This is a genomic window from Carbonatibacter coralli, assembly GCF_039592655.1.
GTDB lineage: Bacteria > Pseudomonadota > Alphaproteobacteria > Kiloniellales > Kiloniellaceae > Carbonatibacter > Carbonatibacter coralli.
This window is the reverse complement of sequence record NZ_JBBUTJ010000013.1, coordinates 27,412-41,938: the sequence shown is the minus strand read 5'-3', so window position 1 is coordinate 41,938 and position 14,527 is coordinate 27,412. Positions and strand designations below refer to the sequence as shown.

The window sequence follows — 14,527 nt, the reverse complement described above, 5'->3', positions numbered from 1 at the left end:
TTCTGTCTCCATTAAAGAAAACAGACACATGTGTGTGTACACGTATGATGCATAAACCGACAGTTTTACTGATACAAACAGCAAACCGCCGCCTACGCATCCCTTCCAAAAAACTATGTCAAACAGCTGATCCCAAAAGGATCCTTAATCTCGTCCAACCGGGCCGCACTCAACCGCGCCGCCCCGTCGGTGAAGGCCCTTTTAAGGAACTCGATCAACACACGCAACCCCTTTTTTTGATTCTTTTTAACTTTTTATGACTAAAATCGGGAAACGGCTGAAAACCGGGGTTTTCGGCAAGGAATTGTTTTTCTTTGTAAAGACGAGCCCCCGAAAAGGTCCTGACGGGAGACACTTTTGAACAGACCTGCAGAAACAGGAAAAAGGCAAAAAGATCACAAACAGGCTCCAAAGTGGTCTCATTTGGGCTTTTTAACCAAGAGAACAATTGACAGAAAGCGCGGATTCCCTCACTTTTTGTCATCGCTTCTTTCGGGGTTGTCTTTCAAAAAGGAAGACCATCCCTCCCAGAGAATTTCCGGCCCGGGTTTTTCACAGTTTCCTGCAGGGACGCTGATATCCGGCCAAGCGCAAAACGCGGAGTTGAGTGTGACGATGAAACAAGGGACCGGTCGGCAGATCACATCAAAACTCGTGATCGGCGGACTGACAGTCGCGGGAGGCGTCTTTACAGCAGGTCTGCTGGCCTTTGGCAGCCTCCTGCCCGGCCTTTCCGAGGAGGAAGGCGCCAGCACGGAAGTCACAGAGCTTCTGAACGAACTGGACTTCCAGTCCATCGGCGTCCAGCCGACAGCTCCGCGCCCGACCGAAATCGCCAAGACCGTGACCGTCTCCAGCGGTGACACGCTGATGAATCTGCTGGTGGATGCAGGCGTCAAAAGAACAGATGCCTACAGGGCCATTCAGGCCATGGAGCCGGTCTATTCCTCCCGCAAGATCAAACCCGGTTTTGAAATCGATCTGAAAATCAAACCGGAAGACGCCGAAGAACTCCTTCTTGTTGATGCGCCCCTCCCGAAAGGGTCCGCCCAACTGCTCGAAATGTCCTTCGCACCGGATGTAGAAAACATCATCCAGGTTGCCGCCTACACTCCGGAAGGGTCCGATGACTTCAGCTTTTCGGCAGAAGGCCTCGCCCGTCCCCTGGAAATGCGGGAAACCCACAGTGAGCACAGGATCGAAAACAGTCTCTATCAGGCGGCGGTTCAGGCCGGTCTGCCGAATGATGCCGTTGGCAAGCTGATCCGGATCTACAGCTATGATGTCGACTTCCAGCGTGAAATCCAGAAAGGCGACAGCTTCGAAGTGGTTTTCGAGGGCTATTACGACGACAACGGAAACTTGCTGAAAACAGGAGATATCCTCTACGGCAAGCTTACCCTTTCGGGAACAGAGCTGCCCCTCTATCGCTTTACAAACAGCGACGGCTTTGAGGATTACTATGACGAAAAGGGCCAGAGCGTGAAAAAGGCCCTGATGCGCACACCCATTGACGGCGCCCGTCTCTCCTCCGGCTTCGGACGTCGCAAGCATCCGGTTCTGGGATACACAAAAATGCACAAGGGGGTCGACTTTGCAGCACCGCGCGGCACCCCCATCTACGCAGCCGGTGATGGCGTCGTTGAACGGGCCAACCGCTTCAGCAGCTATGGCAACTACATCCGCATTCGTCACCACAGCGGTTTCAAGACAGCCTATGCCCACCTGAAAGGCTTTGCCAAGGGCATCACGGCAAACAAGCGCGTGAAACAGGGACAGGTCATCGGCTACGTCGGCACAACAGGACGCTCCACAGGGCCTCACCTGCACTATGAACTGCTGAAAAACGGCAAACAGGTCAATCCGCTCAGCGTCAAGATCCCTGCCGGTGACAAGCTTCGCGGCAAGGACAAGACACGCTTTGCAGCACATCGTGATGAACTGGATGGCCTGCGCACCCAGCTGGTGCAGATGAAACAGGCCGAAGACAAGCTTGTCTCCCTGGATATCCCCCAGCCGGATACAGAATAGGGCAGCGTCATCCCGCAAAGGCTCAACGACAAAGACACGAAAAAGCCCCGTTCAAAAGGACGGGGCCTTTTCTTTTGGGAAAGGGATCAGGAGTGTTCCCTAGAGAACGGCACGCCCATCAATGAGCAGACCATCCTCACTGACATCGACCTTCACCGTCTGCCCCTCATGAACCCTGCCTTCCAGAATCAGTGTTGCCAGAGGATTCTGAAGTTCGCGCTGGATCACACGACGCAGCGGACGCGCACCATAGACAGGATCATATCCCTTGCCGGCAAGCCAGCCGATGGCCTCGTCCGTCATATCCAGACCGATATCCCGCTCTTTCAAAAGACCACGCAAATGCCCCAGCTGGATATCCACAATACCGGACATGTGATCACGGTAAAGCCTGTGGAACAGCAGGACTTCATCCAGACGGTTCAGGAACTCCGGACGGAACGCAGAGCGGACAACAGCCATCACATCCTCACGAACCATCTCGCTGTCCTCGCCCTCCGGCTGGTTCGCCAGAACCTCAGACCCCAGATTTGACGTCAGAATGATCAGGGTATTTCGGAAATCAACAGTCCGCCCCTGCCCGTCTGTCAAACGCCCGTCATCAAGAACCTGCAGCAGCACGTTGAAGACATCGGGGTGCGCCTTTTCAATCTCGTCAAACAGCACAACCTGATAGGGGCGACGACGCACGGCCTCGGTCAGGACACCGCCTTCCTCATAACCGACATAGCCCGGAGGGGCGCCAATCAGGCGGGCCACAGAGTGCTTTTCCATGAACTCGGACATGTCCAGACGAACCATTGCCGTCTCGTCATCAAACAGAAACGACGCCAGAGCCTTGGTCAGCTCGGTCTTGCCGACACCGGTCGGACCGAGAAACAGGAAGGAGCCAATCGGGCGTGACGGGTCCTGCAAACCTGCCCTTGAACGCCTCACGGCATTGGAGATCGCAACAATCGCTTCGCTCTGGCCGATCACTCTTTTGCCAAGCACCTCTTCCATTTTCAAAAGCTTGTCGCGTTCGCCCTCGAGCATCTTGTCCACAGGGATACCGGTCCAGCGGGACACAACAGAAGCAATGGCGTCGGCCTTGACTTCCTCGTTCAGCAAACGCTGCTCGCCTTCCTCATCCGCTTCGGCAAGGCGTTTTTCCAGACCGGGAATGGTGCTGTATTTCAACTCCCCAGCCTTGTCCAGCCGACCCGCCCGCTCTGCCTGTTCCAGCGCAATGCGGGCCTGTTCAAGCTCTTCCTTGATCTTTTGGCTGGACGCCAGTTTGGAGCGTTCGTTCTGCCACTGGGATGTCAGCGCATTGGATCGCTCTTCCAGCTCGGCAATTTCCAGCTCCAGTCTGGCAAGACGATCCTGAGAAGCCTTGTCACTTTCCTTGGTCAGGGCAGATTGCTCGATCTTCAACTGAATCAGCCTGCGGTCCAGTTCATCCAGTTCCTCGGGTTTCGAACTCACCTGCATCCGCAAGCGGCTGGCCGCCTCATCCATCAGGTCGATGGCCTTGTCCGGCAGGAAACGATCCGTGATATAGCGGCTGGACAGGGTCGCAGACGCCACAAGGGCCGCATCCGTGATACGAACACCGTGATGGAGTTCGTACTTTTCCTTCAGGCCGCGCAGGATCGAAATGGTATCCTCGACATTCGGCTCCTCGACCACAACAGGCTGGAAGCGGCGTGCCAGAGCAGCATCCTTTTCAATGTGCTTGCGGTACTCATCCAGAGTGGTCGCCCCAACACAATGCAGTTCACCACGCGCCAGGGCAGGCTTAAGCATGTTGGATGCATCCATCGCGCCGTCGCTCTTGCCGGCACCGACAAGAGTGTGCATCTCATCAATAAAGAGGATCACCTCGCCATCTGCAGAGGCGACTTCTTCCAGCAATGACTTCAAACGTTCCTCAAATTCACCGCGGTACTTGGCACCGGCGACCATTCCGGCCAGATCAAGCGCCATCAGCTTTTTGTTGAGAAGGTTTTCCGGCACATCACCGTTGACAATCCGCAGGGCCAGACCTTCGATAATCGCGGTCTTACCGACCCCCGGCTCACCAATGAGAACAGGGTTGTTCTTCGTACGGCGGGAAAGAACCTGGACCGTTCTGCGAATTTCCTCATCGCGACCAATAACCGGATCAAGCTTGCCCCCCTGGGCCATGGCCGTCAGATCGCGTGCGTACTTTTTCAGGGCATCATAGCTGTCTTCCGCATTGGCAGACTGTGCCGTCCGCCCCTTGCGCAGATCATTGATCGCAGTATTGAGCCCCTGGGCAGAGATCCCCGCTTCCTTGAGAATGGCACCTGTCGGCGTTTCCGTATTCAGGGCCAGCGCAATCAGCAAACGTTCAACAGTGACATAACTGTCGCCCGCCTTTTGGGCGATCTCTTCAGCCTGCTCGAAAACACGTGCTGTTTCCGGAGCCAGATAAACCTGACCTGCGGCCTGACCCGCAATCTTTGGCAGCTTGCCAAGTTCGCGTTCAACGGCTTCAGAGGCTTTTCTCGGATCCCCCTTGGCTGCCTTGATCAGATTGGCAGCAAGGCCTTCCGGATCATCCAGAATGACTTTCAAGAGATGTTCAGGAACCAGTCGCTGATGATCGCGACGCTGTGCAAGCCCCTGGGCTGCCTGAATGAAGCCCTGGGTGCGTTCGGTATAGTTGTTCAAATTCATTGTCTGTACTCGTCCATTCGTGCCTGATCATTCAGCACACAAGTGTTGATCACAGTCCCCGCCTGCTTTTGACAATCAGCGCGGGGCGCCTGATGCGACAACCTGATCCTACAGCATTGTCACAAAAGGGATATGGTGAAAATTCCATCAAAAACAAGAGACCTTATTTCTGTAGGGGATATTCCACATAAAAAAAGCCCCACCCGAACCAGTCGGGTGGGGGCTTGGAAAAACCAAAGTTTACGTCAGGAGAGATGAGTACATACCTGGAAGGCAACAACAAACATTCAAAAACAACCACTTGAAGAGAGATTATCTTGTTCATCCTTGCTGCATGTTCCCGGTAGGAACCACAAGAAGGAACCTACAGTTATTGATAATCATTCGCAAGAACTATTTTCAAGATTCCCGCATTTTTTTTGTTTCCGCCTCTCGCCCCTCTGTCAATGACATGCTAATCTTCGTTCAATCCATGTAATTTCAGCATCTTAAGTCACTACTGCTTCGTCAGAAATGCAGAGTCCCCATTCAGCGAAAGCTCACAGATCGAGGTCATTATGTCCGGTAAAATCGCCGCCTTGCACCGTTTCCCCGTAAAGGGTCTCTCCGAAGATGAAATGGTTCAGACCAAGGTCACGGCAGGAGAACTCTTCCCGCATGACAGACGCTATGGCGTTGCCCTGTCACTGGATGACAGCAACCCCCTGACGCCAGCAACAGGCGAGTGGCGCCCCAAGAGGCACTTTGCAATGCTGGCAAAATCCCACCGTCTGGCGCAGTTGCAAACGCTTTACAATGAAGACACAAGCCTGCTGACCATCCTGCGCAAGGGACGCCAGGTTTCACAGGGCAAACTGAACGATCGCATGGGCCGCATTCTGCTGGAACAGTTCTTCGCATCCTTCCTGCAATCGGAGGGCACAGACAAGCCCCGCCTGATTGAAGCCCAGGATCAGGCTTTTACAGATATTCCGCACCGCCAGATTTCCCTGATCAATCTGGCATCCGTTGAAGAGCTGGCGCAGAAAATGGGCAAGGAGATTGATCCCAAAAGGTTCCGGGGCAACATCCTTGTCGAGGGGCTGGCCCCGTGGGAAGAGCGCGAGTGGATTGAAAGTGAAATCTCAATCGGCCCGGTCCGCTTCAGGGTCGAGAGCAACATTGGCCGCTGCAAGGCAACAAACGTCAATCTGGAAACAGCAGAGCTGGACATGAACATTCCCAAATCCCTGCTGGATCACTACGGACACAGCCAGATGGGTATCTATATGACAGCCCTGAATGACGGCATCCTGCAGACCGGACAGGCAATCAAAGCCTGACAGCAGCAAAAAAAGCGGGAAAAGCTGTCCCTCTTTCATCAGAATCCCTGCTGCCCTGACAGCAGCAAGGCAGAACAAATGAAAAAAGGCTGCGAAACTTTCGCAGCCTTTTTTGTCTCAATCTTGCACCAAACCTATGCTTCAGGCGCATCAACCGTTTCTTCAACCGGTTTCTTGCGCGGACGTCCACGCGGACGCTTTGGCTTTTCTTCAGCATCTGCACTGGCCGGGGAAGCCTCCGCCTGCGGCTGGCTCTCCTCGGAGGCTTCAGCCTTCTTGCGCGGAGGACGACCTCTGCGGCGAGGGGCCTCCTGTTCGGATACTTCCCCATCAGCATCAGCGGCCTTCACTTCAAAAGTCTGAGCAGGCTGACCTGTCTGATCGGCAGTATGTTCAGCAGAATCACGGGCATCCTGTTGCGCATTGCCGGAGCGCTGTTCATCCGCCCCATCGGAGCGGTTGTCATAACGCTGACGACGGCCACGCATGTTTCTCACCCGGGGGCCCCGTCCACGACCACCGTGTTCACGGTTGTCACCGCCCTGCTCCTCGCCGGAAGCCTCGGCTGCGACATCCGGCTGTTCAGCCTGCGCAGGATCAACCTGTTCATTCTGGGGCCTCTGGCGCTGAGGATCTGTCGAATCATTCATGATCCGGTAATAGTGCTCGGCAAACTGGTAATAGGATTCAGCAACAACCCGGTCACCCGCTGCTGTTGCATCACGCGCCAGCTGCAGATACTTTTCATTCAACTGACTGGCATTGCCGCGCATACGTCCGTTTGGACCGTTGCTGTCAAAAACACCATTGCGGGATTGCTGTTTACGATTGTTCTGACCGTTGTTCGTACGTCCACGTGCACGACGGTTCGCGTTATTGGAACTCTGCTGTCTCATCGCCTACAAACTGATTTAATTGAAAGGGCGTTTTAAAAGGGATTTCACGCGCATGGCCCTTAGAGCCACTGGCCAGTTCACTGTCGTTTATGTCTGTGAATAAAATCCCCACAAGCACTCTCTGTGCTCTCTCTCAGTGAATCCAAACTATCCTGTCTGCCCCCACTTTCCAAGAAAATAATCACGAAAGCTTCTGAAACAGCCGGAAAAAGGTCTTTCAGGGACGCAGAGCCCGACAAACACGTACGATTCCACCCAAATCGGCAACAGGTTCCAAAAGCTCAAATCCGTTTTGTTCCATCAAACGCTGTACAGCAGAATCCTGTCCCCTTCCGATCTCAACGGCGAGCAGTCCTCCACGTTTCAGGCGCTCAAAAGCCTGGGGAACCAGAATACGATAACAATCCAGTCCCTCGTCACCGGCAAAGAGTGCAGAATGCGGATCGTAATCCAGCACATCCCGTTCCATCCAGCTCCGGTCTGCATCGGGAATGTAGGGCGGATTGGACAGTATCACATCCCAGTCCCCCGCCAGGGAATCACACCACGACCCGATCAGAAAGTCTGCCCTTTCATCCAGACCAAGCCTCATGGCATTTTCCTGCGCCTGTGCAAGAGCCGGTGGCGAGATATCGACGCCAAGCCCTGTCGCATCGGGATTCTCGTGCAAAAGCGCCAGAAGCAAACAGCCGGAGCCTGTTCCAAGGTCCAGAAGCCGAAAACTGTCTTCCCCGGACATCCCCGCCTCCAGACGGCGTTCCTGCAGGTAGTCACAAACCGCTTCAACCAGCGTCTCGCTGTCCGGTCTGGGATCAAGCGTGTGCGGGGAAATACCAAAAGGCAAGCTCCAGAACTCACGCTCTCCGACAATTCTTGAAACAGGTTCCCTGTCACACCGCCTGTTGATGGCGTCCTTGAAGACCTGCTGCTGATCGCTTTCCAGAAGGACTTCGGGATAGGCCATCACATAGGGTTGTTCCTTCCCGAGAGCATGAGCCAGCAGAAGCCGCGCATCCAGCCGGGCACCGTCAAGGCCGGCAACAACCAGTCTGTCTGCCCCCCATTGCAAAGCCTCTCCAATGGACAGCGCAGCCATGGCCCTACCCTTCAGACAGCTCGGCAAGACGGGCAGCCTGATCTTCTGTCAGCAGGGCCTCGATCACTTCATGCAGGGATTCCCCTGTGACAATCCGGTCCAGCTTGTAAAGCGTCAGGTTGATGCGGTGATCCGTCACGCGCCCCTGCGGGAAGTTGTAGGTCCGGATCCGTTCCGAACGATCACCACTGCCAACCTGGGACTTGCGGTTGGCAGCCATTTCACTTTCCTGCTGCTGCCGCTGATGATCATAGAGCGTGGTCATCAGCATCTTCATGGCCTGCTCCTTGTTCTTGTGCTGGGATCGTCCATCCTGGCACTGCACCACCACGCCGCTTGGAACGTGGGTGATGCGAACAGCTGAGTCCGTCGTGTTGACGTGCTGACCACCTGCACCCTGTGCGCGATAGGTATCAATCCGCAAATCGGCCGGGTTGATGTTCACATCAACATCCTGCGCTTCCGGCATGACAGCAACCGTTGCTGCCGAGGTGTGAATACGTCCGCCTGACTCTGTTACAGGCACACGCTGAACACGATGCACACCGGACTCGAACTTCAGGTTTGCAAAGACGCCACTGCCTGAAATCAGCGCAGAGGCCTCCTTGATGCCCCCGATGCCGTTCTCCGAATAGTCCAGTGGTTCAAAGCGCCAGCCCTGTCCTTCGGCATAGCGCTGATACATCCGGTACAGTTCCGCAGCAAAAAGACCGGCCTCGTCCCCGCCTGTCCCGGCACGAACCTCAAGAATGGCGTTTCTTTCGTCATCCTGATCCTTTGGAAGAAGCAGGATCTGCATGTTTTTTTCCAGCTCCGGCAGCTTTTCCTTCAGACCATAGAACTCCTCTTCGGCCATGGCTTTCATTTCGCCATCACTGTCGGGATCAGCGATCATCTCCTGAAGATCTTCCATCTCTGAACGATGCGCACGCAGCTCGCCGACCGCCTCGACCACCGGTCCGAGATCAGAAAGCTCCTTGAGCATTCCTGTATACCCGGAAGAACCCGGGTCCGGGTGCGTCGAAATCAGGGCGTTCAGTTCGTCATGACGGGCAAGAACCGCGTCCAGCTTGTCTTCAAGATTCACGTTTGGAACTTTCTAAAGTCACTGCCTCGGAAAATCACGGGGACTTCCCTTTCATTGTTCAGCCTTATCCCCTGTCGGACGGTTTTTCAAGCCCGAAGAGCTGTCTCAGGGTCCGTTGAAGGGCTTCGGCCTCGTCTTTTTCCGAGAGGCTTCCTTCCCTCAGGGCTTCCTGAACAGGATGCAGGAGGCGATTGACCAGCAGGTGCGTTGCCTGCTCTGCAGAATCAGGCTGTTCGTCCAAGACCTGCTGACGCAGCTCCTCAACATGCTTTCGAAACTCGACAATCGCCGGGGTCGCCCTCCGACGGCGTTCAGACTGTTGAAGAGCCTCCATTTCAGCGCCCAGAATTCTCCAGGCATCCATCATGGCCGCCTCACGCTGGGCCCGCCCCTGCCGGGCTACGGAAACCAGATCGTCGAGCTGATAGAGGAACACCCCGTCCATGGAGCGCAAGGCAGGATCAACGGAGCCGTCTTCTGCAACATCCAGTATCAGCAGGGGCTTTCTGCGGCGTTTATTCATCACCTCACCAAGCCGCTGCCAGTCCAGAAAGGCCCGATCCTCCTGTCCTGCCTGCCCGTGAAATCCGCAAAGAAGAATATCATGGGCAGGCAGAAGCGCATCAAGATCACTCCAGTCTTCGGCCCGCACACTCTTTCCCTGCTCGGCCAGACGCAAGGCTGTCGCCCTGCTTCTCAAGGCACGCGGATGCACAATGGTGGCCGAAGCCAGACCGTTGATCAGGAACTCGCGCGCCAGCAGTTCTCCGGCATCTCCTCCACCAATCAGCAGCAGGGAAAAGCGCGAGGGATCACCGTGGATGTCCTGTCCCAGACGACACGCCGATGCAGCCAGAGTGACAGCCTGTTGCGCAATTGTCGTCTCTGTCCGCACCCGCTTGGCTGCCGTGAAGGACGCCTGAAGAAAACCGGAGAGCAAAGCCCCGGCAGCCTTGTTGTCCCTCGCAAGCCGAAGGGCATTTTTCACCTGCCCGAGAATCTGGGGCTCTCCGACCACCTGACTGTCGAGCGAGGCAGAAACAGCAAAGAGGTGTCTCAGAGCGTCCTTGCCACTGAGGCAATAGCAGCTCGAAGACAGTGAAGCAGAGGTTTCAGAAGTATAATCAGCCAGTGTTTCCAAAAGAAAGGAAGCGGCCTTATCCAGCTCCGGGGTTTCATCCGTTCGCGCAAGGGCAATCAGATCAAAGCGTTCGCAGGTTGCCAGCAGCAACCCCTCTGAAACGTCCGGAGCGTGAAGAGCCTGCAGGATCTCATCAGGAGCTTCCGGAGCCTCCGCGAAGAGGCTTTCGCGCAAATGCAGCGGAGCCGTACGGCTGTTCAGGCCGACGACCACCAGGCGCCCCAGAACGGATGCCTCCCTTTCCCCGCTGCAATTTCCCATCAAGCTTCTGTCCTCTTCCTCAGGCAAGACGGCGCATCAGATCGACACGCACAGCCCGTCAGAGATAAGAATGCAGGCGTTGCTCCAGCAGATCAAGCTTGACCAGTTCCTGTTCCCCGGATGTCAGATCCCGGAATGTCACCGCGCCCTGGGCCAGTTCGTCCTCGCCCAGAATGATCGCCGCAAAGGCATTGTCACGGTTTGCACGGGTCAGGCGCTTTTTCATGTTGCCGCTGTAACCCAGCTCGACACGGTGCCCTGCATAACGCAGATCAGAAGCCACTTTGAACGCCATGGTTTCCGCCTCTGCCCCCATCGGGATAATGGCCAATGGTCGCGGTGCCTCGACAACCCTGTCGCTCAGCATCGCCAGACGCTCAACCCCTGCAGCGAAACCTACACCCGGCGTATCCGGTCCACCCATTGTCTTGACCAGGGCATCATAGCGGCCACCAGCCAGAACTGTGCCCTGGGCACCCAGTGCAGTCGTGGTGAACTCGAAAGCCGTGTGACCGTAATAATCCAATCCCCGAACCAGTCGCGTGTTGTGTTCATAGGCAATTCCCAGAGCATCCAGACAGCTCTTTACCTTTTCGAAGAAGTCCCGGCTCTCCTCATTGAGGTAATCCCAGAACAGCGGCGCTGTTGCAACCAGTTCGCGGTCGCCTTCATCCTTGGAGTCAAGAATGCGTAGCGGGTTCTTTTCCAGACGGTTCAGGCTGTCTTCGGACAGACGATCCCTGTGTGCGGAGAAATATTCGATCAGCGCGCCGCGATAGGCCTTGCGGCTTTCAACATCGCCCAGTGTGTTCAGCTCAAGCTTTGTATCCTGATAGACACCCAGCTCCCTGAGGATGTGAACCCCAAGCGCGATAATTTCCGCATCCGCTTCCGGCTTTGGAACTCCCAGAAATTCGGCACCGAACTGGTGGAACTGACGCTGACGTCCCTTCTGCGGGCGCTCGTGACGGAACATCGGGCCGGAATAGAAGAGCTTAAGAGGCAGGCTCTGGCTCAGACCATTGGACATGAAAGCACGGGCCACACCCGCCGTCCCTTCCGGACGCAGGGTAATCTCCTCCCCTTCTTTCATGGCAAAGGTATACATCTCTTTTGTAACGATATCGGAGGTATCACCCAGGGTGCGCTTGAAGACTTCCGTCTTCTCGAAGATGGGTGTCGCAATCTCGTCAAAGCCGTAGAGAGCGGCAACATGACGGGCTGTATCACTTACCGCACGATGCGCACGCATCTGTTCAGGCAAGAGGTCATGGGTTCCGCGCACCGGCTGAAGAGAAGACATTTTTTTCTCCTGATATCAGTAAAAGCGACCTGAACGGACAGCATCAGGCCTGATTGAAAAGTCTGTATTTTCTATAGGGGAAATTACAGAAAGCCGCAAATTGCTTTTGCCTTCCGTCTGACTGTCAGACCGGAAGGCAATCAATGCTGTTTCACATCCGGGGTTTCACCACGGGCAATTGCGGCTTCAACTTCTTCAGCCTTGGCCTCGATCATCTCGACCAGATGATCGACAATGCTTGCATCTTTCAGCCGGTGATCCGGCAGACCGCCCACATAGATCTGGTGTGTTCCCTTGCCGCCACCGGTCAGACCGACATCCGTCATGGTCGCTTCTCCCGGGCCGTTCACAACACAGCCGATCACAGAGACAGACAGCGGTGTTGTGATATGGGCCAGACGCTCCTCGAGAACAGCGACAGTCCTGATCACATCAAACTGCTGACGCGCACAGGACGGACAGGAAATGACGTTCACACCACGATGCCGCAATCCCAGTGACTTCAGGATGTCAAAGCCCACCTTGATTTCCTCGACAGGATCCGCAGACAGTGAAACGCGCAGGGTATCGCCAATACCCGCCCACAGGAGATTGCCCAGCCCGATGGACGACTTGATCGTTCCGGTCCGCAGGCCACCGGCCTCTGTCACACCAATATGAAGCGGATAGTCACAGGCCTCTGCCAGCTGCGAGTAAGCGGCCATGGACAGGAAGACATCGGATGCCTTGCAGGAAATCTTGATATCAAAGAAGTCCTCGTCCTCAAGAATGCGAATGTGCTCAAGCGCGGACTCCACCATCGCTTCCGGGCAGGGCTCGGCATACTTCTCAAGCAAATGCTTTTCCAGCGAACCGGCGTTCACACCGATGCGGATCGGGCAACCGTGATCCTTGGCGGCCTTGACGACTTCACGCACCTTGTTCTGGTTGCCAATGTTTCCGGGATTGATACGCAAACAGGCGGCTCCCGCCTCCGCAGCTTCGATTGCGCGCTTGTAGTGGAAGTGGATATCCGCAACGATTGGCACCTGGGCCTGTCGTGTGATTTCCCTGAGGGCCTTTGTTGAATCTTCATCCGGACAGGACACCCGCACAATATCGGCCCCGGCCTCTTCCAGAGCGCGGATCTGATCCATTGTCGCAGCAACATCTGTCGTCAGCGTGTTGGTCATGGACTGCACTGTGATCGGTGCGTCACCTCCAACAGGAACATTTCCCACCATGATTTGACGGGATTTACGGCGATAGATATCGCGCCAGGGGCGGATAGAAGACATTTAAACAGGCTCCGTAGCGGGCTGTAACAGACAACAGATAAAGCTGTCAGGAAAATGCGCCCTTGGACCGCAAAGTTCAAGGGACAAATCTCCATTTGTCCCCTGAATTGGCATCACCGGGTGATGTCTTTATTAAAGGCCCGTTTTTTCGGGATGATCAAACCGTGCTCAGCCGTCCTGGCGTTCGGAAATAAAGTTCCGCAGCGTTTGCGGATCGAGCGGAATGTCAGAGACCACACGCCCCTGCTCTCCCAGAGCAGGCTGCTCCACCCCGTCGATCTCGATCGTCAGGCCACCGGCATTGCCCACCTTCATCACAGAACCGGTTCCGGGGACGCCATAGCTGTCACCGGCACGCAACACACGTCCGAAGAGAATCTCCTCCTCGGCATTCTGGATCTGTATCCAGGTGTCGAATCTGGCTCTGAGAACAACCTGGGAGACTTCGGCCCCGAGACGCTGAGGCTCGACAGGCTCAGGGGTCTCGACAGTAACAGTCTGCTCCTGATCCTCCGAAACGACGCCATTGAGCGCATCTGATGAGATCACATCGTCTTCATCGGCAGGCTCTGTCGATTCCACAACGACATCAGCCCCCTGGCTGACGTTCTCCTCAGCCGGAGCAGGAGGCAGTGTTTCAGCCAACTCCGAAACGACAATATCCTCTTCTTCAGGAAGTGTCTGCGTTTCTTCCTCCACGAGCTCTTCTTCAACAGGCGGAATCACATCGGCCTGGATCGCTTCCGGCTCTTGCAAATTCACAACAGGAGCCTGCACCACGTCATTTTCACCGGAAGCAACATCACCATTATTCGCTTCTTCGGAAACAGCGCCATCTCCATCAAAGACCTGCAACCATGTTGTCTCAACCAGATCGACGGGATCAAAACGCCCCTGCACAGCAACCCAGCCACCATAAGCCAGAATCAGACAGAGGGCCGCAGCAAAGAAAACAGCGAAACCCGGGATTTTTCCCTCGGACACAGGCTGGGGAAAGACCAGTTCCTTCCTGTTGCCGTAATTTTCAACCTCTTCCTTGAAACGACGGACGATTTCGCTTTGATCAAGTTCCAGATGCTCGGAATAGGTTCTGATAAAACCATAGGCATAGGTGTCACCCGGAAGGCTGGCAAAATCCCCCTGCTCAATGGCCTCCAGATAAACATAGCGAATACGCAATACACCTGCGACATCACGCAGGGACTGCCCGGTTTTTTCACGTGCCTTGCGCAGGGTATCGCCCACGCTTTCAAAGCTGGCAGGAACCGGTTGCTGGTTTTCCTGCTCCATCACACCCTGCTCCGACTGGTCCGTTTTTGCCAAAGTCGCCTCCAAACATTCTGCCTCTGAACCCGTGGTTTTTGCCCAACTCCGGTTCTTTTTTCACCTTTTGGCCCGGCAAAAGCTTTCACAAAAAAACTTTTGAAG

Annotated in this window: 10 protein-coding genes; 2 read left to right on the top strand and 8 right to left on the bottom strand. The window is 55.3% G+C overall.

Going from position 1 to position 14,527, the window contains the following annotated elements:
* The first annotated feature begins 615 nt into the window (after window positions 1–615).
* Window positions 616–2,031, top strand: coding sequence for a peptidoglycan DD-metalloendopeptidase family protein (locus tag AAAH10_RS16130; protein ID WP_343565456.1), 1,416 nt, complete (start codon window positions 616–618; stop codon window positions 2,029–2,031).
* 99 nt (window positions 2,032–2,130) lie between these two features.
* Here the strand turns inward: AAAH10_RS16130 and clpB are convergent, their stop codons facing one another.
* Window positions 2,131–4,716, bottom strand: coding sequence for an ATP-dependent chaperone ClpB (clpB, locus tag AAAH10_RS16125; RefSeq protein ID WP_343565454.1), 2,586 nt, complete (start codon window positions 4,714–4,716; stop codon window positions 2,131–2,133).
* A 557-nt stretch (window positions 4,717–5,273) separates the two neighbouring features.
* Here clpB and AAAH10_RS16120 point away from each other — a divergent pair.
* Window positions 5,274–6,038 (top strand): MOSC domain-containing protein, encoded by a 765-nt coding sequence (locus tag AAAH10_RS16120; RefSeq protein WP_343565452.1) that lies wholly within the window; start codon window positions 5,274–5,276, stop codon window positions 6,036–6,038.
* Window positions 6,039–6,172: 134 nt separating this feature from the next.
* Here the strand turns inward: AAAH10_RS16120 and AAAH10_RS16115 are convergent, their stop codons facing one another.
* The 7 genes from AAAH10_RS16115 to AAAH10_RS16085 all read right to left on the bottom strand — a co-directional run bounded on the left by AAAH10_RS16115 (window position 6,173) and on the right by AAAH10_RS16085 (window position 14,422).
* A complete protein-coding gene (locus AAAH10_RS16115; protein ID WP_343565450.1) occupies window positions 6,173–6,934 on the bottom strand; it encodes a DUF4167 domain-containing protein in 762 nt (253 codons plus the stop codon).
* Between the two features lie 217 nt (window positions 6,935–7,151).
* Window positions 7,152–8,030, bottom strand: coding sequence for a peptide chain release factor N(5)-glutamine methyltransferase (prmC, locus tag AAAH10_RS16110; protein ID WP_343565448.1), 879 nt, complete (start codon window positions 8,028–8,030; stop codon window positions 7,152–7,154).
* A 4-nt stretch (window positions 8,031–8,034) separates the two neighbouring features.
* Window positions 8,035–9,117 (bottom strand): peptide chain release factor 1, encoded by a 1,083-nt coding sequence (prfA, locus tag AAAH10_RS16105; RefSeq protein WP_343565446.1) that lies wholly within the window; start codon window positions 9,115–9,117, stop codon window positions 8,035–8,037.
* A 64-nt stretch (window positions 9,118–9,181) separates the two neighbouring features.
* Complete coding sequence (gene hemA / locus AAAH10_RS16100; RefSeq protein ID WP_343565444.1) at window positions 9,182–10,519, bottom strand: glutamyl-tRNA reductase; 1,338 nt, start codon at window positions 10,517–10,519, stop codon at window positions 9,182–9,184.
* A gap of 58 nt (window positions 10,520–10,577) precedes the next feature.
* On the bottom strand, window positions 10,578–11,822 hold the full coding sequence (gene hisS / locus AAAH10_RS16095) for a histidine--tRNA ligase (RefSeq protein ID WP_343565442.1): 1,245 nt from the start codon (window positions 11,820–11,822) through the stop codon (window positions 10,578–10,580).
* A 140-nt stretch (window positions 11,823–11,962) separates the two neighbouring features.
* On the bottom strand, window positions 11,963–13,099 hold the full coding sequence (ispG, locus tag AAAH10_RS16090) for a flavodoxin-dependent (E)-4-hydroxy-3-methylbut-2-enyl-diphosphate synthase (protein ID WP_343565440.1): 1,137 nt from the start codon (window positions 13,097–13,099) through the stop codon (window positions 11,963–11,965).
* A gap of 168 nt (window positions 13,100–13,267) precedes the next feature.
* A complete protein-coding gene (locus tag AAAH10_RS16085; protein WP_343565437.1) occupies window positions 13,268–14,422 on the bottom strand; it encodes a helix-turn-helix domain-containing protein in 1,155 nt (384 codons plus the stop codon).
* Window positions 14,423–14,527 lie beyond the last annotated feature (105 nt).